Annotated in this window: 21 protein-coding genes and 2 pseudogenes; 8 read left to right on the top strand and 15 right to left on the bottom strand. The window is 45.5% G+C overall.

What is annotated here, in order from left to right; translation table 11 throughout:
• Window positions 1–24: 24 nt before the first annotated feature.
• Entirely contained in the window at window positions 25–408 is a 384-nt protein-coding gene (locus tag HRE53_RS26015; protein WP_235108527.1) for a ferredoxin, read from the bottom strand.
• 266 nt (window positions 409–674) lie between these two features.
• On the opposite strand from HRE53_RS26015, the gene HRE53_RS26010 reads away from it, so the two are divergent.
• Complete coding sequence (locus tag HRE53_RS26010) at window positions 675–899, top strand: hypothetical protein (RefSeq protein WP_212665997.1); 225 nt, start codon at window positions 675–677, stop codon at window positions 897–899.
• Between the two features lie 54 nt (window positions 900–953).
• Here the strand turns inward: HRE53_RS26010 and HRE53_RS26005 are convergent, their stop codons facing one another.
• From HRE53_RS26005 to HRE53_RS25965, 7 genes and pseudogenes are all read right to left on the bottom strand, one after another.
• Complete coding sequence (locus tag HRE53_RS26005) at window positions 954–1355, bottom strand: fasciclin domain-containing protein (protein ID WP_212665996.1); 402 nt, start codon at window positions 1353–1355, stop codon at window positions 954–956.
• A 77-nt stretch (window positions 1356–1432) separates the two neighbouring features.
• Window positions 1433–2728, bottom strand: coding sequence for a CO2 hydration protein (locus HRE53_RS26000; RefSeq protein WP_235108526.1), 1296 nt, complete (start codon window positions 2726–2728; stop codon window positions 1433–1435).
• 51 nt (window positions 2729–2779) lie between these two features.
• On the bottom strand, window positions 2780–4333 hold the full coding sequence (locus tag HRE53_RS25995) for an NADH-quinone oxidoreductase subunit M (RefSeq protein ID WP_235108525.1): 1554 nt from the start codon (window positions 4331–4333) through the stop codon (window positions 2780–2782).
• 54 nt (window positions 4334–4387) lie between these two features.
• A pseudogene (locus HRE53_RS25990) lies at window positions 4388–6228 on the bottom strand (NAD(P)H-quinone oxidoreductase subunit F).
• Window positions 6229–6457: 229 nt separating this feature from the next.
• Window positions 6458–7543: a cell wall metabolism sensor histidine kinase WalK gene (locus tag HRE53_RS25975; protein ID WP_235108522.1), complete on the bottom strand. Its 1086-nt coding sequence runs from the start codon at window positions 7541–7543 to the stop codon at window positions 6458–6460.
• Window positions 7527–7898, bottom strand: a complete 372-nt coding sequence (locus HRE53_RS25970; protein WP_235108521.1) for a hypothetical protein — start codon at window positions 7896–7898, stop codon at window positions 7527–7529. The genes HRE53_RS25975 and HRE53_RS25970 overlap by 17 nt, the downstream gene beginning before the upstream one ends.
• A gap of 50 nt (window positions 7899–7948) precedes the next feature.
• Window positions 7949–8152, bottom strand: a pseudogene (locus HRE53_RS25965) (carbohydrate porin); the annotation flags it as partial.
• A 654-nt stretch (window positions 8153–8806) separates the two neighbouring features.
• On the opposite strand from HRE53_RS25965, the gene HRE53_RS25960 reads away from it, so the two are divergent.
• Both HRE53_RS25960 and HRE53_RS25955 read left to right on the top strand, forming a co-directional pair.
• A complete protein-coding gene (locus tag HRE53_RS25960) occupies window positions 8807–9226 on the top strand; it encodes a DUF4347 domain-containing protein (protein WP_396133471.1) in 420 nt (139 codons plus the stop codon).
• Window positions 9227–9308: 82 nt separating this feature from the next.
• On the top strand, window positions 9309–10544 hold the full coding sequence (locus HRE53_RS25955) for an IS256 family transposase (RefSeq protein ID WP_235111271.1): 1236 nt from the start codon (window positions 9309–9311) through the stop codon (window positions 10542–10544).
• A 92-nt stretch (window positions 10545–10636) separates the two neighbouring features.
• Here the strand turns inward: HRE53_RS25955 and HRE53_RS25950 are convergent, their stop codons facing one another.
• The 3 genes from HRE53_RS25950 to HRE53_RS25940 all read right to left on the bottom strand — a co-directional run bounded on the left by HRE53_RS25950 (window position 10637) and on the right by HRE53_RS25940 (window position 12228).
• Window positions 10637–10993: a response regulator transcription factor gene (locus HRE53_RS25950; protein ID WP_212665991.1), complete on the bottom strand. Its 357-nt coding sequence runs from the start codon at window positions 10991–10993 to the stop codon at window positions 10637–10639.
• A 128-nt stretch (window positions 10994–11121) separates the two neighbouring features.
• Window positions 11122–11790 (bottom strand): response regulator transcription factor, encoded by a 669-nt coding sequence (locus HRE53_RS25945; protein ID WP_235108518.1) that lies wholly within the window; start codon window positions 11788–11790, stop codon window positions 11122–11124.
• Window positions 11791–11952: 162 nt separating this feature from the next.
• Complete coding sequence (locus HRE53_RS25940) at window positions 11953–12228, bottom strand: acylphosphatase (protein WP_235108517.1); 276 nt, start codon at window positions 12226–12228, stop codon at window positions 11953–11955.
• Between the two features lie 618 nt (window positions 12229–12846).
• Here HRE53_RS25940 and HRE53_RS25935 point away from each other — a divergent pair.
• Window positions 12847–13656, top strand: coding sequence for a WecB/TagA/CpsF family glycosyltransferase (locus HRE53_RS25935; RefSeq protein ID WP_235108516.1), 810 nt, complete (start codon window positions 12847–12849; stop codon window positions 13654–13656).
• A gap of 66 nt (window positions 13657–13722) precedes the next feature.
• Here the strand turns inward: HRE53_RS25935 and HRE53_RS25930 are convergent, their stop codons facing one another.
• Together HRE53_RS25930 and HRE53_RS25925 are read right to left on the bottom strand one after the other, a co-directional pair.
• Window positions 13723–13911 carry a CPXCG motif-containing cysteine-rich protein gene (locus HRE53_RS25930; RefSeq protein ID WP_212665988.1) on the bottom strand — a complete coding sequence of 63 codons (189 nt, stop codon included), beginning with the start codon at window positions 13909–13911 and terminating at the stop codon, window positions 13723–13725.
• A gap of 105 nt (window positions 13912–14016) precedes the next feature.
• Entirely contained in the window at window positions 14017–14238 is a 222-nt protein-coding gene (locus HRE53_RS25925; RefSeq protein WP_212665987.1) for a DUF2949 domain-containing protein, read from the bottom strand.
• 881 nt (window positions 14239–15119) lie between these two features.
• On the opposite strand from HRE53_RS25925, the gene HRE53_RS25920 reads away from it, so the two are divergent.
• From HRE53_RS25920 to HRE53_RS25910, 3 genes are read left to right on the top strand one after another with little or no spacing between them, the layout of a single operon-like run.
• Window positions 15120–15827 carry a cysteine dioxygenase family protein gene (locus HRE53_RS25920; RefSeq protein WP_235108515.1) on the top strand — a complete coding sequence of 236 codons (708 nt, stop codon included), beginning with the start codon at window positions 15120–15122 and terminating at the stop codon, window positions 15825–15827.
• A 52-nt stretch (window positions 15828–15879) separates the two neighbouring features.
• The gene (locus HRE53_RS25915) at window positions 15880–16833 is read left to right on the top strand and encodes a DMT family transporter (protein WP_235108514.1); all 954 of its coding nucleotides are present in this window, start codon (window positions 15880–15882) and stop codon (window positions 16831–16833) included.
• A 22-nt stretch (window positions 16834–16855) separates the two neighbouring features.
• Window positions 16856–17866 (top strand): RimK family alpha-L-glutamate ligase, encoded by a 1011-nt coding sequence (locus HRE53_RS25910; RefSeq protein ID WP_235108513.1) that lies wholly within the window; start codon window positions 16856–16858, stop codon window positions 17864–17866.
• 2 nt (window positions 17867–17868) lie between these two features.
• On the opposite strand, the gene HRE53_RS25905 is transcribed toward HRE53_RS25910, so the two are convergent.
• Both HRE53_RS25905 and HRE53_RS25900 read right to left on the bottom strand, forming a co-directional pair.
• Window positions 17869–18690 carry a DUF3298 and DUF4163 domain-containing protein gene (locus HRE53_RS25905; protein WP_212665984.1) on the bottom strand — a complete coding sequence of 274 codons (822 nt, stop codon included), beginning with the start codon at window positions 18688–18690 and terminating at the stop codon, window positions 17869–17871.
• 98 nt (window positions 18691–18788) lie between these two features.
• On the bottom strand, window positions 18789–19553 hold the full coding sequence (locus HRE53_RS25900; protein ID WP_212665983.1) for a hypothetical protein: 765 nt from the start codon (window positions 19551–19553) through the stop codon (window positions 18789–18791).
• Between the two features lie 507 nt (window positions 19554–20060).
• Here HRE53_RS25900 and HRE53_RS25895 point away from each other — a divergent pair.
• Complete coding sequence (locus HRE53_RS25895; RefSeq protein WP_212665982.1) at window positions 20061–20543, top strand: Rab family GTPase; 483 nt, start codon at window positions 20061–20063, stop codon at window positions 20541–20543.
• The last annotated feature ends 3 nt before the right edge of the window (window positions 20544–20546 follow it).

Below are 20546 nucleotides of genomic sequence, written 5' to 3'. Positions count from 1 at the left end.
CCTGAAAAGAGTTCTGTATAACTTCTAACCCCGAGCAAGCAGGGCAGCATGGGTTGCTTGCATCCATATCAACAAGAACAATAAACTTAGCAAGAAGCTCAAGGCTGTTAGCCATATGCCAATTGGCCTGGGTGGAGAATGGAACATGGGATATAGCTTTTGAGTGACCACCCGTCCTCGCCTGAGATGTTGCTCCGCAATCACAGCTACGTCATAGGGGTGAACGCAGCTGTACCATATCTCTTCAGGTAACATGAACACCATTGGCCCACTCCCACATTGCCCCAAACAACCTGAAGACTCCACGATGATTCCAGAGGGAGTGCTAGCCAGAAACTCAGTCAGTACGTTTGCTGAACCTTGCTGGTGACAGGTCTTATTCTGACAAACTAAAATTTTTGTAGGCATCTAGACAGCTCGTAGCAAGCTCTAAACCACAGGAAAAATACAATACAATGGCCCAGCCATAATATTCAAGGCTTGGAATTGAAATCGCTGCCAAATAATATTAGATTGAATTCTAAATCATCGGCTTCGATTCTAAAAACTCTGATATCGGTAAAAATAACTAATTTATTTCTGGAGCTTAAAATCACTGTTCCGTGATTTCTCTGTTCAATTCCTCATCAATTTATCTGATGATGCTAGTGAACTTACCCTGATAGGCACAGATTATGTTGACTGAAATATTAGCTGAAGCTTTGGCAGTGACTTCCGATAACTTGATCTTGTCAAAAATAATGTTTGATTGTGCGGGTGAAGCAACCGATGAACTCAGCTCAGAAGCCAGACAAAGATTGGGGCTTGTCCAAACCGGGCTCGCATTGGCATTTGAGGGTCTGGAATGTGATGAACTGCAGCACTTGATCCAGCAAGCAGCTATCTATAGCGACTTGTAATGTCATTGCTACGCCCGTTCACAAAAACTGGCTGAAACGTAGTTGCGATCGCAACTACCCCATCAGTAGGACTCGGTCTAACACATGGATCACGCCATTCTCAGCCTCAATATCTGCGGCAATCACCGTGGCATTCTTCACTTCAAAATTCTCAGAAGCACGAATGGGAATAGGCGAACCTTCCACGGATACCACTGACTCCAGCTCTTGTAAATCAGCCTGAGTAAGCTTGCCGGGGACGACATGAAACGTCAAGATTCGGCTCAGTTGAGGAATATTCTGCAACAAGGTATGGATGGTGCCGTCAGGAAGCTGGGCAAATGCATCATTTGTAGGTGCAAAAACAGTAAACGGACCAGGACTTTTCAACGTCTCTACTAGATCTGCTGCCTGGACTGCCGCAACTAGGGTCGAAAAATCATCAGACCCAACTGCAATATCAACAATATCAGCCATTGTAAGAACTCCTTTAACCGCAAATTTCAATGGATTGAGCAGTCAATGACCGCCGAGGGGGATAAGGGCCGCCAGACCTAACGATAGTCTTGGCGTTGAATATCCATTAACCGAGCTTCAGAACGTTTGAACCGATCGAGCTGGGATTCAAAGAAGTCCCGATTGGCCTGCAAATGTTGAGGGTCTTCGTCATCCAGGGGATAGAGCAGCGCTTGGCGGAGGGCCTGAATCACCGCCGAAGTGACGCAATACATGGACCGCTGAAAGGTTACTCCCAGTTGAATCAGGGTATCGTCTTCACCTCGGCAATATTGCTGGTAATAGTCCACTAAATAGGGGGGTAGGAAATGCAGCATATCCTGCATGAGCAGGGTCGGAGGGATGCCAGCAGACCCAATGGGAAACACGTCAGCATAGAGAATGCCGTAGTGAAAGTCTTCTTGATTCTCCGGGACCTGTTTGGCCTGGGCATTGTAGGACTTCGTTCCCCGGAAGGGAGAGGTGCGATAGAACACCGCTTCTACATAGGGAAGAGCCGCTTCATAGAGCCACATAAACCCTTTGGACTTAGGAACAATTTCGTAGCATTCTCCCCGAATATAGACATTGTGATAGATGGGACGACCTGCGATCGCAAAGATGCCATTCACCAAAAAGTCCATGGCTTCGGGGACCGTGGTCAGCTTGCCCTCATCGTAGAGATCCGACATTTCAAAAAAGACGGGAGCCATCACTTCCCAGAACAGACCCAAGTTGGAGTAGTAGGATAACTGCCGAACCTGCTCCACAAACATATCTGGAAAGAGCTTATACAGCCCTAGCATCACCGGGTTGCCTTTGAAGTAAGCTTTGATGGCTCGATCGGCGTTGGCAACGTACTCATCCGTATCCAAGTACGGATCAAACTGACCGCCCATATTGCGATGCCAGAACATGGATCGCATACAGGCTTCCGCGAATTCCATATTGATCCGGTCATGCCACAAGTGATGCAGCAGTTTAGGGAGCTTGCGCTTGATCTCACCCTTCTCCATAAATTCCACTAATTCAGGGTGAGCGGTGGCCTCGCCTCGCCAAATCCGCAAATCTGCATCATCCCCAGCATAGTGATTGTGGAGATCTAGATACTCTTTGGGTAAGAAGTACTTGAACAGGGGCAACGGCTCTAGGAACACCTGTTCGGCGATGTAGAGCAAGTTGCGCCAGTAGAAATCCATGGGGACTGCATAGGCTTTATAAATGCCGATGATCTGCTTCAGATTTTCTGGCGTATCGGGCAACATTGCCCCACCCGCTTCCAGGCGATGAATAATATCAGCGAATTGATGTTGTGATGGGGGCAGTTTAGTGGGTGTCGAGGTCGTGGCACTCATAGGAATTGCGGATAGACGTCTAACAATGAATCAAGGAACAAAGAAGGGGGTTTAACCTACGGAGGAAGAGTTCCCAGCGCTTAGCAAAGTTGGCATAGGTTCAGGGTCAATCTTGACTACAAATGTATTAGGAGTGGGAGTAGATAGATGGATTTCTGCAAGCATGGCTGCAGTTGTGGGTTCACTCCAGCGCACGAGCCACGACGGTTGCAGCCCCAGAACAATAATCAGCAACGTCAGGATGAGGGCTGGAATTCGCTCATTCCATTCCACCTTAGGGTAGTAAGCAATGCTGCTATCTAAGCGCCCAAAACAGGTTCGGTTCAGCAAGATGACAAAATACACTGCCGTTAATCCGGTCCCCACGACGCTCAACAGGGTTTGAATGGGGAAGGCCGCATAGCTGCCTTGGAAGACTAAAAACTCAGCGATAAAGCCCACCAATCCGGGAATTCCTGCACTAGCCATGCCCGCGAGAACAAGGAGAGCACTGACCAGAGGTAACCCTCGCACTGGATTCATGAGCCCATTGAGGACTTCTAAATCTCGCGTCCCCACCTTGGTCTCAATAATACCGACCAAATGGAAGAGCAGCGCCAAGATCAGTCCATGGGCAAACATTTGAGAAATGGCACCGACAACGCTGAGTTCCGTATGGGCGGCGGCGGCCAGGAGGATATAGCCCATATGTCCCACAGAACTATAGGCCACCATCCGTTTGATGTCTTTTTGGGCGATGGCAGCTAACGCACCATACAACACACTCACAATCGCCCAAGTCGCCAACACGGGAGACAAGGTTTGCCAAGCATCGGGAAACAGGGGCATACAGAACCGAAAAATCCCGTAGGTCCCCAATTTAGCCAGCACGCCCCCCAACAAAATAGCAACGGGAGTGGAAGCGGCAACGTAAGTATCGGGAAGCCAGGTATGCAAGGGGACGAGCGGGGTTTTAATGCCAAACCCCAGCAGCAACAGAATCAGTACCGCATATTGAATATTGATGGGCAAATCCTGTCCCAACAAAACCTCATAGGAAAAACTGCTGGCCTCACTAAACCAAATCACCCCTAAGAACCCAGCTAAAATCAGGCCCCCAGAGGTGGCGGTGTAGAGCAAAAACTTGGTGGCAGCACTGCCCTGCTGGGAACTGCCCCAAATGGAAATGAGCAGATAAAAAGGAATCAGCTCAATCTCGTAAAAGAGGAAAAACAGCAGCAAATTCTGGGCCACAAAAGCGCCAGCGACACCGCCGTTGATTAACAAAATCAGGGCATAAAATAGGCGAGGACGCTTGGTTTCGACGCGGCTACTGTAAATAGCAATCCAGCAGAGTAGGCTATTCAGAACGAGGAGGGGCAGAGATAATCCATCTACTCCTAACTGGTAGTCCAATCCTAGATCTGTGAGCCAAGACCGAGTCTCCTGAAATTGAAGAGCATTGTTACTCACATCAAATTGAGCAACTACGGCCAAGGTGAACAGCAAGATTGCCCCTGAGAGGACTAACGCAGCTAGACGAACGTTACGACCTGATATTTGCTGAGGCAGAAGGGCCACAATGATGGCTGCAATACAGGGAAACCAAATAAGTACATTGAGCATGAAATTATTAGGTATGAAAAAGACGGCAGGAGGGCTGGAGCGGAAGAGGATGAGCTATGCGAGAGACCGCAATAGCAGCAAAATAATAATGAAAACCCCTGAAACAATCGTTAGCAAGTAGAGCTGGGTTTGTCCGAAGTTTCCATACTTGAGGACTTCCCCTGTGTTGACGGAGGTACGGGCAATCCAGTTGACCACGCCATCTACAACATGGCGATCTAGCCAGTCAGTAAGGCGAGAAATCCTATCTACCCCCGCAACAATGCTGGATCGATACAGGGTTGGGGTGTACATATCGAAAGCAAAGAAGTCCTGCACTGAGGTCCAGGGCAATCGAATGGGTTTGGAAAACTGGTTACCGATGTAGATATAAGCACCCAGACCACAGCCCACCAGACTAGACGCTGCTAACAAAAAGCCTGCTTCATGATTAAGAACTGACCAGTGGGGGAGGAGTCCCAGCTTTTGCAGAATGATGGGCAAATGTAGGGTTGCTCCAGCCAAGAAAGTGGTCGGTAAGGTGATGGACCATAAATTCTCGGGGGCTCGCACCGTCATGGGCTGGCGCTCTCCCGCAAAGATTAAGCCGAATTCGCGGATAATGCTGAATCCAGTCAAGGCATTGACGAGCAAGATGACTGCCACTAATACCGGATGTTGGACCCACAGACCATCCACTAACTCTAGAAGTGCCCAAAAGGTACCAAAAGGCGGTAAAGCCACTAATCCCACGGTTCCTGCCAGATAACTCAGTCCAGAAATGGGACGACGGCTCCATAAGCCTCCCAGTTGGGTCAGGTCTTGGGTAATGGTGTTGAGAATAATCGACCCCGTACTCATAATCAGCAGAGACATGGACAGGGCATAGGTCAACATCAGCAGCAGCGCGGCATTCAGCTGTTGTGTCCCTACGGCGATAAAAATCAGTCCCATGTAGACACTGGCTGAATAGGATAAAGCTCGCTTGATATCAATTTGTGCGATCGCAATAAACGTACCGCCAATAGCAGTAATGGCTCCGACCACAATCATGGCGGTTAAGGCAATTGGTGCTAAGGCAATCACCGGAGCTAATTTAATCAGCACCCAAGCCCCCCGTAGACACCACCACGGAATTTCGCAGAATTGTCCCTGGAACCGGGCCTTCCATCGCCTCATCTAGCCACAGATGCAGGGGGGAATTGAGCGCATTTACCCATGGGACCTGCCACTAAACCTAGGCCTAGCCAGGTCATCACCGTGGGGCTAACCTCTGCGGTTTGGGCCCAAATTGCTAACTCTCGGTAATCCCAAGTGCCTGCCAAGGGAAAGATGGCTAGCACGCCCATCAAGAGGAATAAGTCCCCAATTCGCTTGGTGAGAAAGGCATCCCGAGCACCCGTAACCACGAGGGATTGGTTAAACCAAGTTCCCACAATTAAATAGGTGGCTAAGGTCAGAATTTCTAGAATGATGTAGCTAAAAAAATAATGAGTTGCAGAGGGCAAGGGAGCACATTCCCGTTTCGAATAGAGCCAGAAGGGCAAAGAAACGAGCCCAACCCCAATCCATCTCTAAATAGCCAATGGCATAAACTTGCGTCAGCAAGTTGAGGCTGGTAATGACAATGCCAGCACCAAGGGTGAGGGAGGAAATTTCTAAGGGGATATTAAGGGTCAGACCCGATACTTCCAACCAAGAGATGTTGATGTATTGAGGGGGTTGGTTCCAAAAAACTGGGGAAGGTCACCACGCCATGCAAAAAAGGCACAGAAGGTCGTGACAATATTGACGTAGCCAGCCGGGCGAGGCCCCGTCCGACGGATGATCGAGGGGGTCCATAGGAGGGAAATCACCATGCCGATCAGAGGATAGCAAGGGATAAACCAAGCTGTTTGCGTTAAAAACTCAAGCACAACTGATTCCAGAACTAAAAGGAAAACTTATATAGACTTAAATCTAAGGTTATATAGAAATAAGTTTATGAATATCAATATAGTAACTTGTAACATAACTTCAAGTAAAATTAATTTTCTTTTTAAAACAGCTGAATTTCACGGCAAAATACAAGCCGTTATGCACAGGATGAATTCATCCCGGCCATTAGCCAGGATGGAGCATTCTGTGCTGAGAAATGGTTTGAAGTTAGGAGACGGTGCCAAACTGAGTAGAGAGGGGCAGGGTAATCGTAAAGGTAGAGCCCTTGCCCAGTTGGCTCTCTAAAGCAATTTTGCCTCGGTGGGCTTTGGTAAATGCTTTGACAATGGCGAGTCCTAAACCTGAACCGTCCGATTGGCGTTTACCTAGCCGGGCAAAGCGATCAAAAATTCGCAGCTGTTCTTCTGGAGACATGCCTGTGCCATTATCTTTGACCCAAAAAATCACTTGGGTCAGGGTTTGCTTACAGCCCAATTCAATCGTGCCGGTGGGGAGAGTGTGCTGGGTAGCGTTTCTGAGTAAATTCAGTAAGGCCCCCGTCAGTCGTTGACGATCCCCCATCATGGAGCCAGCACAGTCTAGCTTTACTTGCCAGTCACGGTCAGCTAGGGCCTGGGCTTTCGTAAATAGATCATGAGCAAATTGCTTGAGATCAATCATTTCGTATTGCAGAAAGTCTGGGCGCTCTGATTTCGTCAAGGCAATCATGTCATTGACTAATCGCCCCATCCGATCTAGCTCATCCAGCACGAGTTCGATGGTTTCTTGCTGCTCTTTTGGGTCATCGTCCATTAATTCTAAGTGACCTCGAACAATCGTGATCGGGGTCCGTAGTTCATGGCCTGCATCATTGACGAAGCGGCGCTGGCTGTTAAAGCTGTCCTGCAGTCGGTCCATCATGGCGTTGAAAATTTGAGCCAAATCTGCCAATTCCCCGGAGCCCTGAGCCGATAGGCGTTGGGTTAGGTCTGATTCATTAATTTGACGAGCTGCGATCGCAAGTTCGCGTACCGGTTTGAGTAACCGTCCCGTGACAAACCATGCCAGACATAGGGAGAGCAACACCACCGCTCCCTCAATCATCACAAAGGTATAAACACTGGCTAAAGCTTCATTCTGTTCCCCCGCCGTTGCATGGGCGAGGACCATAATACCCAGTTGTTCACCATCCACAATTAACGGTTCAGCTTTGTAGAGAACGGTGCCAATCTCAGGCAGGTCCGTCACCCACTCTCCCCGATTAAATTCAACTACATCTTCCCACTGCTGATACAGTTCAGACCCCGGTCGCATCGGCTTGAGTAATCGAGATGGATTGGAACGGTAAAAGTCTCCACCAATAATAAAAAATAAAGAAATTATCGTCTTCAGGGAGTTGATTGGCTAAAAAGTCATCCGCAAAAGATTCAAGATCTTCCAAGGTTTGATTGGGCTGTCGTTCCCAATTCATATAGGCGTCGTGAAATATTTCTTGAGCTTCACTCAAATCATTCCGTACGCGTAGGGACACCTGGTTCGTGATCAACGTTTGATACAGGGGAATGGCCAGTCCTGTAAACACCCCCAACAGCGAAACATACAGCAGCAAAATACGAGTACGGGTTTGCCGGAAGAATCTTGCTACAACCGAGCGTTTTCGCAGTTTCACGAGTGGTCGTTTGGAGTCAATCACAAAAAGTCCTCTTCAAGATCGAGCCATTAGAAACGAAAAAGGGTGCGTAGAGTACCCGCCACAATGGGGGACCAATTCGGTGCTGCTTCTGGATGGGTGATCAAAACGATACCGGGGGTCAGGATAATTTGTTCATTTAACTGAATCTGGTAAAACACTTCCAGATGCCAGGCGGATTGGGATTCCGTAATAACATGAGGGGGACGCCCCATGATCAGTCCCCCCACTGTGCGATCTCGGAATAAATTTTGACCGCCTGTAAATTTTTCCGGGTTAACTTGCCAAGCCTGAGTTTTGGAGGTTTTACAATGGTTTCACTCCACTCAGATTGGAAGGCATCTCTTTTTGTCAAAGTCAAAATTGTACTCAGTGATGACTACGGCAATGTCTTACCAGCAAGTTTCGCCAGAAGAATAAGGGGATAAGCTAGTCTGAACGAGTAACTCGCGCCTTAACTGTACTGAGAACTGCGGAACTAAATGGCCAATAGCAGCAGCTCTGGCTCCCTCAAACCAATGCAGAGTAAGTGAACCCGGAATAATTTACAGGTGGACCATGACTTACCCGAAGTTCTGGAGACTGATTTGATAATCGCATATATGGATCGACTAAGTTCCGGTAAATCAGTGGGGTTGCCAATTCAACACATGACCTGAAATTTCAAAGACATCGACATCTATGATTTTCAGATGAACTACGCAGATTCCTTAAATCACATAGATATTTAATCTATCCAGGGAAAAGAAAAATAACTCAGTTGAAAGCCACCTAGAAGTCCGTCATTCTCGCATCTGAACTTACTCACTGGTCTTGTTTCATAGTAAGTAGTTCGAGTTGACAATATAACAATGCTTCACCCTATAACAACACTAAATTCTCCAACTATTAAAGACAGTCAACTAATAGGGGCTTCTCCTAGTACCATATCCATCGTAGTTGTAGATGCAGAAGTGACTCTATCCCATTATTTACTGGCTAACCCGATTGAAGATGCAGAAGTTCATAATCTCAATGGGCAAGAAGATGGCATTGCACAAATACTATCTCTGCTCAAGCAGTATCAAAATCTTTCAAAGCTCATATTATTTTGCAAGGGAGCGTCCAATCGAATCGATCTGGGTACGACCTTTTTGAATGAGGCAAATCTTTGGATTTATGCTGACACGATTAGAGAATGGCGTAATTTTTTTACGCATGATGCAGAGATTCTAATTCATGGATGTGACCTGGCTACGACTCAAACGGGGCAAGCATTGGTCTCTTGGCTAGCATTTCTGACAAGAGCCTGTGTAAGAGTCGTATGAATCAGGCTAGCTATATTTATAGGAGACTGTCCAGAATTTTGTGTAAGCGGTCTAGAATCCTACAAACAAAGGAGACCGCACCATACCCCGCAAGAAAAAAGAACCGAACCGCGTCGATGACTTGCTTGACGAACTATTAGAAGATTGCCATAGCCCAGAAGATATCCTGGGCGAAACAGGCCTGATGAAGCAGCTCAAAAAGCGTTTAATCGAGCGTGCTCTAGCCGGTGAACTCACCCATCATCTCAAACGCGAAGCCTCAGACAAGGACACTTCCCCCAACAGTCATAACGGCAGTTCAAAGAAGACCGTCCAGTCTGATGATGGCGAATTGGAGCTATCCATTCCCAGAGACCGCAACAGTAGCTTCGCCCCGATGTTGGTGCCGAAGCACCAGCGCCGCATCGCCGGACTCGATGAGAAGATCCTGGCGCTCTATGCCCGAGGCAACAGTACCCGTGACATCAGCGCTCAACTCGAAGAACTTTATGGCGGTGCAAAGATTTCAGCAGCCGTCATCAGCGAGGTTATCGAAAGCGTCAGCGAAGACGTTAAAGCATGGCAGTCAAGGCCCCTTGATGAGGTCTACCCGATTGTCTATCTCGATGCTTTGTACGTGAACATCAAGGTCTCAGGCCGGGTGAGTAAGCGTGCCGTTTACGTGGTGCTCGGTATTGACCGCGAAGGCGATAAACAACTACTCGGCCTGTGGGTCGGTGAAGCCGAAAGCGAAGGGACGAAGTTCTGGTTGAAAGTCCTCACCGATCTTAAAAACAGAGGCTTGAAAGATATGCTGAACGCCTGTTGTGATGGTCTCAAAGGCTTTCCACAAGCGATTGAAGCTGTCTATCCGCTTACGCAGGTGCAGCTATGCATCGTACATCTGATGCGTAATTGCATGAAGTACGTGCCGTGGAAAGACAGAAAAGCCGTTGTCGCTGACCTCAAGCCGATCTACCAAGCGGCTACACTAGCCGAGTCAGAAGCGGCGCTTGATGCCTTTGCTCAAAAGTGGGATGAGGTCTATCCAGCCATCAGTCAGGTGTGGATTCGCCACTGGGAAAATGTGATTCCGATTTTTGACTACCCCATGGAGATTCGCCGGGTCATCTACACCACCAACGCTATTGAGTCCCTCAACTGCTCTCTGCGTAAAGTTATCAAGACGAAGGCGGTCTTCCCTAGCGAAGATGCTGTTTTCAGACTGATGTATCTGGCGATGAACAACATCGCTAAGAAGTGGAACAGGCCGATTAAAAATTGGAGAGCTGCTCTGTCACACTTTGCTATCCTGTTCCCAGAACGCTTTGCCCTTTAAGAAAAAAGCGCTTACACAAAATTATGATCACTCTCAATGAATCAGTGCCTCACTATTTCACTGAGCAAGACAGAAAATAAATTGGCCTATCTTTATGACTCAGCTAGATTTCGCTGGATGATCTCTAATAATTCAGAAAATTGAAACGGCTTACTGATAAAGTCATTCGCTCCAGAGGCCAACGCCAACTCATCTTGGTCAACAAAGGCGGTAATCACAATAATCGGCGCAATGAAACCCTGGCGACGTAAAGTTTGGAGCACAGTCCAACCACTAATGATGGGCAGCCCCAAATCCAATAAAACAATATCAAATGTTGCCAGATTGGCTTGTGCTAACGCCTGCTGACCATCAGTGGCAACTATCGATTGATAGCCATGCTTCAGCAGCCCCTTTTCTACAAAACGGGCTATGCGCTCTTCATCTTCAACTAGGAGAACCCGCTTCATACAAATTAGATATTTTGCGTCAGTGACAATACTCCAGTTAGGCCGAAGCATTACAAAGTGCATCTATATGAAGCTAGCTCAAACAGCGAATGAAAAACATGAGAATGTTCTCATTTGATTCGTTGATTCTATGTCTTTAACCGATACCCAACCCCGCGCACGGTCTCAATGAGCGAGTTGCCTAGCTTTTTACGCAAATAGCCAACATAGACATCAACAATATTTGATCCTGGATCGTAGTCGTATCCCCATACCCGATCCAGAAGTTGCTGGCGACTGAGCACCTGACCCGGATGTCGGAAAAACGTTTCTGCAAGAATAAACTCTCTGGCAGGCAGTTCAATCCACTGATCATCTACTTTTACTTTGCGAGTTCGTAGATCCAGCACCACATTATAAGCAGTTATCACCATAGGTTCTGTAGTGGTTCCACTCGTTACCGTTCTCAACCGGACTCTGACCCTTGCCAATAGTTCTTCAAACCGAAATGGCTTGGTCATGTAATCATCCGCTCCACCTTCAAGACCAGACACTTTATCTTGAATATCATCTCTGGCGGTCAAAATGATGACAGGGAGTACTGACCCCTGGCCGCGTAAATCAGCTAGGATCTCAAGTCCATCTTTACCAGGCAAGCCTAAATCTAGTAGCAGTAGATCAAAATCATCACTCAAAGCCAAAGATAAGGCTGCATGGGCATCTCCCACCGTATTGGTGGTATAACCATGGCTTTTGAGACCTTTTTCAATAAAGGATGCAATTCGAGGTTCATCCTCTGCAATCAGAATGTGGGCCATCGAATAGAAGACCGTTATTTATTAACGACTATGCTGACGATCATAATCATTGATAGAGTTCCTCGACAATGAGGAATATCATTTCTCCTCATAAGTAACACAGGTCAATGACAATTCTTGGCGTCTACATATCACTCACTGATGAATGGCCAGTTGCTATTCTCACAGGATTTCAAACTCTCCAAATTCGCCTATAGGGAGTTCATCAATTTCAACCCCGTCAACCTCTGCTGCAGGAGGTCCCTGTTTAAACCACTCCATCATAATGTCCACTTGCCTGCGTTCTCCTTCTGTCATGGCTTCAACACGCCCATCAGCCAAGTTTCGTACCCACCCAACAAGTCCAAGGGATCGAGCTTTATTTCTTGTACTGTAACGATAGCCTACCCCTTGGACTTTGCCTGAAATCACTGCTCTAAGGCAAATTACATTTGACATTTTGATTAGTAAATTATGAATTCATCGTCAACACAAATCATAGGAAATAGTAGCACTTCAAAATCCAAGTAAATTTTTTCTAGGATTGAATTAAGGAGAATGGCCATTCATTTCAGAAATATAGAGCTTTTCAGATTTTTTTATAAAAATTACACGTGAGCCGTCCTTTTTAGTTCAATCTATCAAAATACCTATAGATCCGATAAAAACCAAATTAGAGCATAAAGCCTCATATTTGACTTTTTATCTCATAAATTTTTCTTATTTTATTTCACTGTCTATGTATATTTAATTTTTGTTAGAATTTTCGTCTACAGTCTATAAATTGAATAAAAAAGAGTGCATATCATATCAGTAGCTGTTGCTACTGGTTTATCCAACAATACAGCCGAAATATAAGTCTTTCGCCAGGAGAAGTAATTGAGAACATTTTGTATTAAGGAAAGATATTCCCGTAATGTCCAAAAGACAAAAGTCAATAAATTTGCTCTAACAGCGTAATATCTTTACTAAACACTGATATATATATGGATTTGTATCGATTTTTATAATTTTCTCTAAAAGAAAAAAAAGTCGATCCGGTTTGAGTCATTTAAATCTCTGTTGGAATCTACTTTAATGCAATCAAAAACATCAGTTCTAGAACAAAATCCTATTGTGAGAGAACCTCCTCGGTTAGACATCATTGGCTCCAAGGTAACGGCAGCCCCATTTGATGTCCTAACGGATGTGATTTTAGATTGGGCAAGGCGACGGCTTAGTAAATATATTTGTGTGGCAAACACACATATGTTGGTAGAAGCTCACCAAAGGCCTAGTTTCGGAGAAATTGTTCAACAAGCTGATGTTGTTACGCCCGATGGCATGCCCTTAGTTTGGATGCTGAGACTGATGGGAGCTAAGAACCAAGATAGAGTGGCTGGACTAGATCTTTTGCAAACCCTTTGCCACAAAGCAGAGAAGGAAGAGGTTAGTGTCTACTTTTTAGGATCGATGGATCTCATTCTCCAAAAAATGAGAAGCCGTTTACAGTCGGAATATCCTGATTTAGTCATCGCCGATATGGAACCTTTACCGTTTAGACCTCTAACCCTAGAAGAGGATAAATCATTAATTCAGCGGGTCAATGGGAGTGGAGCTGGCTTAGTGATGATTGCCCTTGGATGCCCCAAACAGGAATGTTGGATGGCAGCTCATAAAGACCAAATTAACGCAGTCATGATTGGTCTCGGTGGCGCTTTCCCAGTATATGCAGGCATTCAGCACCGAGCAAAAGGCTGGGTAAGACATATGGGGATGGAGTGGTTGTATCGTTTAATCCAAGAACCTAAAAGATTATGGAAACGCTATGCCACATCAATCCCCATGTTCATTTACTTAGCTATCAAACAAATCTGCTATCGCTGTGTCAGTTTCGTATTTGGGTGACCTAATAGGATGGGTTGTATATTTCTAACGAGCTAAAACAAAGGGTAATTACAAGAAAACGGGCGCTTACCCGTTATATTCTGTAGCGATTTGAATGTCTAAGCTTTCTCGGTTTACAGTCACTGACAGTAAGTTGGGACGACAACAGACCTGGCAGTCCTCTACGTAAGACTGTCTAAATCCTGCACTGATATCGATGAACGTGGTGTTAAATTCTCCACAAAAGGCACATTGGTAGTCTGATGTCGTTTCCATGAATCAGATCGGTATCCTCTCAGATGCTTTATTTGTCCTACCTAAGCTTACTGTGGATGGAGAATGAGCAGTGGACCATAAAACGTATAGATTTTCTTGCTTGTGTTAGGCAACTTGCACTTCTAAAGGGTTAGATGCTTCTTGTTCCAGCCATTCGAAAGCGGAGTTGAGTTGATTGATGCTGATCAACCCATGTTGCCAAAGCACCATGTGAAGTTGTCCTCTTGTGGGATCTTGACGGCGAAGAGCAACATTGAGTTCTGCATTCGAAATTGCTAGATCATTTTGGAGGAAATTAATAAATTTTTGCTGAAGTGAAGATGACATGATCACGCAATCCAAGAAAGAAAAGAGTATTAGTTTGATGGAGTTTGAGGAAGTCTCCCTTACTTGCCTCAATCAGCTCGCAACGGTAGCTGGTTAGTAACTATAGTGCCAACCCAGCCAGGATTAGCTAACGGTAGAAATACTGAAGTCTATGGATTTCAAGGTTTTTTCCGTATAACTATGGAGAGAGTTGGGGGGCGCAAACTAGTCCATTTCCGTATATCTGAGGAAAGGGGATTTAATCATTTTCAAACGAACACCCACTTTTTAGATCATTGCTTTTTTTTATTACATCACCAAAAAACAAAATAATTTATATTTTCTAAATGTTTAAGGATTCTCAGCAAGGTTTAAAAAACAGGAGATTTTCGTTTATACATCCACGACAGAATAAGCCATCCAATAATGATGACTGGGCCTTCGATACTCAATAATCCGTTCAGGCTATGCCCTTTGAACAGGAGTTGAAATCATGCTTGAAGATCAATTCTGAGGAGAAATGATGAGACTCCAGATTACCCTGATCATTCATGACACTGTTACCCAGTTTTGAACCTGGCCATGAAAGTGGTTGATATTCAACAAATAAGGACTCCCCATTTGACTCAATCAGTCATCAAGCATCCAATCAGTAGGTTTTGTGGGGCAAGGGTAGATTGTTCGCTGAATTCATGAGTCATAATTCTCAGGAGATTCCTGAATTACTTTAAGATGGCTTAACTTATTTCTCAGGGAACCTTCAGTTCCCAGGCCTACCTTGGCAAATAGGAGGTTTCCTCAACCCTAGTTGACCTAAATGGCAATACAGTTGGGAAAAATCTATTCAATGTAGTCACTCGGTTTGGATGATGTTAGATCAAGTTGAAATACCATCTCTGCGCATGCCTAAAAGCCTGGAGTCTTTGATCCAGCTGATTCGCGAACAATCTCATATAACGCCTCAAATTGCCTGTCAATGTATGCAGGATGCCAATATCCAAGCTGAAGATCTGATGTTATGGGCAGATTTTGACCACCCCTTAGCAGATAGCTATGGTCGGCATTTAGTTTATGACGGGGGGCATTTTGAAATCATGGTGATGTCCTGGGCACCTGGTGACTTCAGTGCCTTCCATGATCACGGTTCAGCACAATGGGGAGCGGTCCAATCTTTTGGTCAAGCCGAACATAGCGTATATCACTTTGAAAATAATCTTCTGACCACTCAAGCCATCATGCCGTTTAACGCTGGAACAGTTATTCCAGTGGATCATGATTTGATTCATCAAATGGGCAACCCTAGCCAGCAGCCTTTGCTTAGTTTGCATATGTATGGCACTGAGTTTCCCCAAGCAGCTATTACAGGTAGTGCCAGAATTTTTGATTTATTTGCGGGCAATATTCAATTCACCGATGGAGGTGTCTTTTTCTGCCTACCAGAGGAACTTATTACCCGCAAAATTGAGGGTCTGAAAGGCGATCACCAAACGACCTTGCGCCACCACCAACAGATGCTGGCCCGGATACAGCGTATGGAGGAGCCTCTTTCTGCTCAACTTCAGCAAGTGGCCCAAGAACTCCGCACCCAGATTCATGACTTACTGGGCTAGTTCGACCTCTGATGTATCCGTTCAACTCAATAAATTGTCAACATCGAACTCTATGTTCAATCCCAAATTCTTGTTGGTGTTGTCTCGGGCGTTGCGATCCCTGGGGACACCCTTGATTGCATTCCTACTCCTTAATGCCCCCGATTTAGCTGGGGATGTGATGCATCCCATTTCCTTCTGTAACGTGCTGTTTTTAGGCAATCTTTGTGCTGCACTGGTGGTGCTCTCTCGATTTGGTTGGAAATCAATTTGGCAAGATTGGCAGCGACTGCACCATCGGGTTCGCCTGGGGCTAGTGATTAATGGCTGTTTGGCAGTGGTCTTGTCTTCGTTGATTTTTCTGGCATTGATGGATACGAGTGTTACCAACACGGTGCTCTTGGGCCGACTTGGACCCGTGATTTATGCCTTGGCAGGAGCGCTTTTTTTTCGACAAAGGATTGCCAAGGCAGAATGGATGGGATTTTTCCTGATCGGGAGTGGTGTTATTGCTCTAGCGCTTCAACAAAACCAGTTTCAGTTCTCCCATGGCGATCTACTGATCATTGCTTCTTCATTTATTTATGCCCTCTCTGCTTTAGTCAGCAAGATATTGTTGTCTAATTCTTCAAGTCTGCGAGTAGTGGTTTTTACCCGGAATGCATTTGCGGCGGTAGTGTTCTTTGCGATCGCAATCAAGTTATTTGGCCCCCATCACTTCATCGACATCTTTTCGGGGCAGCTATGGCTGATCATGTTGATTTATTCCCTGTTCGTCATTGTGATTTCTCAATTTGCCTGGTTTGCCGCTCTCAAACAGCTTGATTCTCAAACGGTAGCCCGGTGGACCATTCTCTCCCCCGTTTTTGGCATAGGCTATGCCTTTATCTTCAATGGAGAACGTCCTTCCCAAGCCCAAGGCATCGCCTTCTTGATCATCATGGCAGGGGTTCTGATTTCTAATGTCAGGAAAAAACAGCCCAAAGGACTCCCCGAAGGTGGAGAAAACAGTTTATCTGCAGCCTAACCCTATAAGAAAAACCCCGACTATGAAACTTCTTTGTATCTGCGATCCATCCCTCTATACATCCCCCTTGCAGGATGTACCGACGACATACCAATATTTTGCCCAGCATGATCAGATTGAACTGTTTCATGCCCCTGCAGAATGGGTGAATGATCCACATCAAGTTCAGGCAGCGGTGGTGCCTCAGTTCCTCACTTATGATCAGTTTTTACAGTTAGATACATTGCCTCGCTCTCGCTATGCACTATCTGAATTTGATTTAGTATTCTGCCGTCGACTAAAGCCTTTTCCTCCTGGTTATCTAGATATTTTGGGTCAGTGGTCCCAGCAAGTGCGGTTTGTGAATGACCCAGTGAGTAAGCAGGAGCAAATGCAGCCTGACTTTCTAGCTAAAATTGCTGGGCCATATATTCCTGATACTTTGATTACAAGTGAGTTCGAGGACGCTTACCGTTTCCTGGAACAGCATCAAACAATTGTGGCGAAACGGTCCAATAGCTGTGGGGGGAGAGGTGTTTTCAAAATTTGGCGAGAAGCGGGCCAATTTTGGGTGGATAATTCCTTGACAGGAACTCGCGATTTTTCCACCTTTGAACGAGTGATGGGGTATTTAATGGGTAACGTCCCTGAGCCCCTACAGCTCGTGCGGTATTTAGAGAATGTCACGGCGGGTGATAAGCGGGTGGTGGTTGTAAATGGTGAAATTTATGGGGCCTATTTACGGCAATCGCGGACGGGCTACTGGGTCAATAACGTCAGCGTGGATGGCGACTGTGCCCTAGCTGAGGTTACGCCAGAAGAACAAGAAGCGATTGCGGGTACCGTGGGAGCATATTGCGATCGCAACCTTCATACCCTGGGATACGACTTTTTGCTAGACAATGACGGCATCTGGAAAATCAGCGAAATCAATGCTGGCAACATTGGTGGCTTTGCTCGCTTGCAAACTTTAACGGGAAAACCCATCTGCGATCGCTTAACGAACTGGATGCTGGACTATGCCCGCAACCTCAAGCCCTCGGAACGAGCTTAAAGTCATGCGTCTTGAAGGAAAGAGGCCTCATCTTTGAGCAGACCTTTCAGTTCTTCATAGGGAATGAGAATCTCAGTTGGACCCATCACATAGGGGCTAATTTCATAAGTGTTAAAAAAGAAGATCAAGCCCTTGCTCCCCAGGGCAAAATTGGTATTCACCTTAAACTGGCCGTTTTCAAACCAAAATCCAACTTGACTCAAACTTGTGTTGGCATCTAGTTCCCTGACTTTTCGAAAATGCTTTTCTGCGATCCTATTCAGCTTTGGAGCATATCCTTCCACCAATAAATCTGACAGCTGAATTTGCTTTCCTGTGCTCGGATCATAGTTCCAATAGGTCCGACTAGAATTGGGATGGGCTCCACCGGTATACCAGTAATGAGAATACTGAAGACTCAATAACTTGGGCCGATTTTGTAGTATTTCTACCGTCTTCTCGTCTGCCCAAACTCCCTGGTGAGGATACTCCCGACTTGCCTTTTCGTAGTCCCGAAGGAACTTAGCCATTGCTACCTCAATGCTTTTTGGGGCATTTTCTGGTGAGGCTGACCGCAGCAAGAACTGTTTAATATTCCTATTAATCGCATCTATGGCAACCGATGAAGATTTAGCTTCAAACCGGGGATAGCTTACCTTGATCTGGGTACAGGGTGTTTTGGGTAATTGGGCACAGCGGCCATCTGTTTCGACCCGTTCATTGACCGTAAAGGGAATTGCATCGCCTTGTTGGGGCAAAACAGGATTGGCAACCCCGTGACTGGCATTGAGAACAGTTACTAGCCCTAAGATCCCACTGACCCAAGCCTTGCTCGGCTTATTCATCGCTCAATTCCCTAAAGTCACCTGTATTGCCACATTAGCCTAGCCGTCTAATGTGCTGCTGTGACTTAGGTCAAGACATTTATAGAATTCGATTATCACTACTCGGATAATATTCGTTTTTGAAAGTCCAAAGATTTTTTGGGATCTGGAATCTGTTGAGCCAAGGCATTAACGAAATCCATCAGCCGCAAATTAGGGTTTTTGGTGAGGGTGCGATCGCAAATCAAGGATGCAATGGGACCAATGATTTCAGCTAACTGCTGTCGACAATAGGCAATTTCAAATTCATCTAAATGAATAGGAAGCGTGGGTGCCGATGAAATAGGTGAAATAAAAGGGTTATTTTGCACCCCATTTGAGGTGGCATAAGGGATGCTGGCAGGGTTGGTTGGGCCGGGAGCAGCTGCCCCATTTTCCATGGGCGGCACGAGAGTGCCAATCGAAGACTGATTAATCAACTCTGTAGGCCGATAGCTCAGTTGTACAACCGTTGCATCGTGGTCAGGTGCTCTTAAGGATGTTCTTAACCGATCCAAATAATGATGAATGTAATGTAGTAAATAGCCAGAAGGAACATCCTGGGATCGAATGAGTAAAAAAATGTCCTGAAGGCACTGGGTAAGGATTAAATAACCTTCGAGAGCTTGAATCGTTACCCAATCGACCGCATTCCAGTGGCATTGCTCACTCACACACCCTGCTAACTGCAACATTGAACCCGCCATAATGCTGGTTGAAGTTTCAGAAAGACCAATGGGCTGGGTCAGGAGCTGTCCTTGCGGAGAAACCATTACCGCGCCTTGAATCTCAGTAGAGGCAGAAACAAAGTCGTCTAGTAATGTCTCAATCGTTACCTTATTCATTCAGTTTTTTAGGTCCATTCAAATCAGAATTTTGGACCTATTTCCCCCTTATAGCTATCTAACTCGTTTTGGAAAAATTTGCAAATGATTAGGTAAAAATTTTCCATTTCATGGCTTCTTTCGTGAACGATCGCAAACCTGCCAGGTATACACCTGAAGGGATATAGAGTATCCGTCACTATCATATAGTTTTATTTTTTTTGTTTTCAAAGTATCTTTATTGTCTAAATTTGCCTCTATAGTATGGCCTTAGATGATGCAGGGCTATTTGTTTTTGGTAGATATAGTATTGAGACTAAAATTTGGCATCTAAATAGTATTGATTTGTAGATTTTAATTATTTTTAGAATCTTCACCTAATAGAAATATTTATAGTAATGTACTGGATTACTGTCAGCTCGCTTTTAGCATTTTAATTAGATGCTTTCTAGCCGAATCGAGTAATGGTATGCTGCCTCAATGACGATATAGTAAAACTATGATCTGAGTGCAGTAGTCTAGACCGAAATGATTAAGCATAAAGTCGTAATGTTGGGAATGTGGGGCGTTGGTAAGACTAGCTTGGTCCAACGTTTTGTCAATAGTATTTATGATGATAGATACCACTCAACCCTTGGAGTTAAGGTAGATAAAAAAGTAATCTTACTGGGCGAAGAACAAGTCACACTTTTGCTATGGGATATTGCAGGAGCAGAAGATCAGTTTTCTGTCCCTCTTCATTATTTACATGGAGCATCAGGATATTTAATTGTGATCGATGGGACACGAAAAGCTTCCCTCGAATGTGCTCTAGAACTTGTAAAAATGGTTGAAGAAAATTTAGGCCAGGTTCCCTATGTACCCATCATCAATAAGTCTGACTTAACTTGGGAGGTTAGCCGAGATGAGGTGGTTTATCACTTGGGTCAAGGAAGACGTGTGTTTGAAAGTAGTGCTAAAACTGGAGACCAAGTTGAAGATGCCTTTCTAGAATTGGCGCGAGCATTGTAAAAG

Source organism: Acaryochloris sp. 'Moss Beach' (genome assembly GCF_021497025.1).
Lineage (GTDB): Bacteria > Cyanobacteriota > Cyanobacteriia > Thermosynechococcales > Thermosynechococcaceae > Acaryochloris > Acaryochloris marina_A.
This window is presented reverse-complemented; position numbering and strand designations above follow the sequence as displayed.

What these genes read in the sequence shown, in the direction of transcription:
- HRE53_RS25995 (WP_235108525.1), bottom strand. Translation starts at nt 4,333, where the DNA reads ATGCTCAATGTACTTATTTGGTTTCCCTGTATTGCAGCCATCATTGTG.
- HRE53_RS25950 (WP_212665991.1), bottom strand. Translation starts at nt 10,993, where the DNA reads ATGAAGCGGGTTCTCCTAGTTGAAGATGAAGAGCGCATAGCCCGTTTT.
- HRE53_RS25910 (WP_235108513.1), top strand. Translation starts at nt 16,856, where the DNA reads ATGAAACTTCTTTGTATCTGCGATCCATCCCTCTATACATCCCCCTTG.
- HRE53_RS26010 (WP_212665997.1), top strand. Translation starts at nt 675, where the DNA reads ATGTTGACTGAAATATTAGCTGAAGCTTTGGCAGTGACTTCCGATAAC.
- HRE53_RS25945 (WP_235108518.1), bottom strand. Translation starts at nt 11,790, where the DNA reads ATGGCCCACATTCTGATTGCAGAGGATGAACCTCGAATTGCATCCTTT.
- HRE53_RS26015 (WP_235108527.1), bottom strand. Translation starts at nt 408, where the DNA reads ATGCCTACAAAAATTTTAGTTTGTCAGAATAAGACCTGTCACCAGCAA.
- HRE53_RS25895 (WP_212665982.1), top strand. Translation starts at nt 20,061, where the DNA reads ATGATTAAGCATAAAGTCGTAATGTTGGGAATGTGGGGCGTTGGTAAG.
- HRE53_RS25900 (WP_212665983.1), bottom strand. Translation starts at nt 19,553, where the DNA reads ATGAATAAGGTAACGATTGAGACATTACTAGACGACTTTGTTTCTGCC.
- HRE53_RS25915 (WP_235108514.1), top strand. Translation starts at nt 15,880, where the DNA reads ATGTTCAATCCCAAATTCTTGTTGGTGTTGTCTCGGGCGTTGCGATCC.
- HRE53_RS25975 (WP_235108522.1), bottom strand. Translation starts at nt 7,543, where the DNA reads ATGCGACCGGGGTCTGAACTGTATCAGCAGTGGGAAGATGTAGTTGAA.
- HRE53_RS25920 (WP_235108515.1), top strand. Translation starts at nt 15,120, where the DNA reads ATGCCTAAAAGCCTGGAGTCTTTGATCCAGCTGATTCGCGAACAATCT.
- HRE53_RS25925 (WP_212665987.1), bottom strand. Translation starts at nt 14,238, where the DNA reads ATGTCATCTTCACTTCAGCAAAAATTTATTAATTTCCTCCAAAATGAT.
- HRE53_RS25935 (WP_235108516.1), top strand. Translation starts at nt 12,847, where the DNA reads ATGCAATCAAAAACATCAGTTCTAGAACAAAATCCTATTGTGAGAGAA.
- HRE53_RS26000 (WP_235108526.1), bottom strand. Translation starts at nt 2,728, where the DNA reads ATGAGTGCCACGACCTCGACACCCACTAAACTGCCCCCATCACAACAT.
- HRE53_RS25905 (WP_212665984.1), bottom strand. Translation starts at nt 18,690, where the DNA reads ATGAATAAGCCGAGCAAGGCTTGGGTCAGTGGGATCTTAGGGCTAGTA.
- HRE53_RS25940 (WP_235108517.1), bottom strand. Translation starts at nt 12,228, where the DNA reads ATGTCAAATGTAATTTGCCTTAGAGCAGTGATTTCAGGCAAAGTCCAA.
- HRE53_RS26005 (WP_212665996.1), bottom strand. Translation starts at nt 1,355, where the DNA reads ATGGCTGATATTGTTGATATTGCAGTTGGGTCTGATGATTTTTCGACC.
- HRE53_RS25930 (WP_212665988.1), bottom strand. Translation starts at nt 13,911, where the DNA reads ATGGAAACGACATCAGACTACCAATGTGCCTTTTGTGGAGAATTTAAC.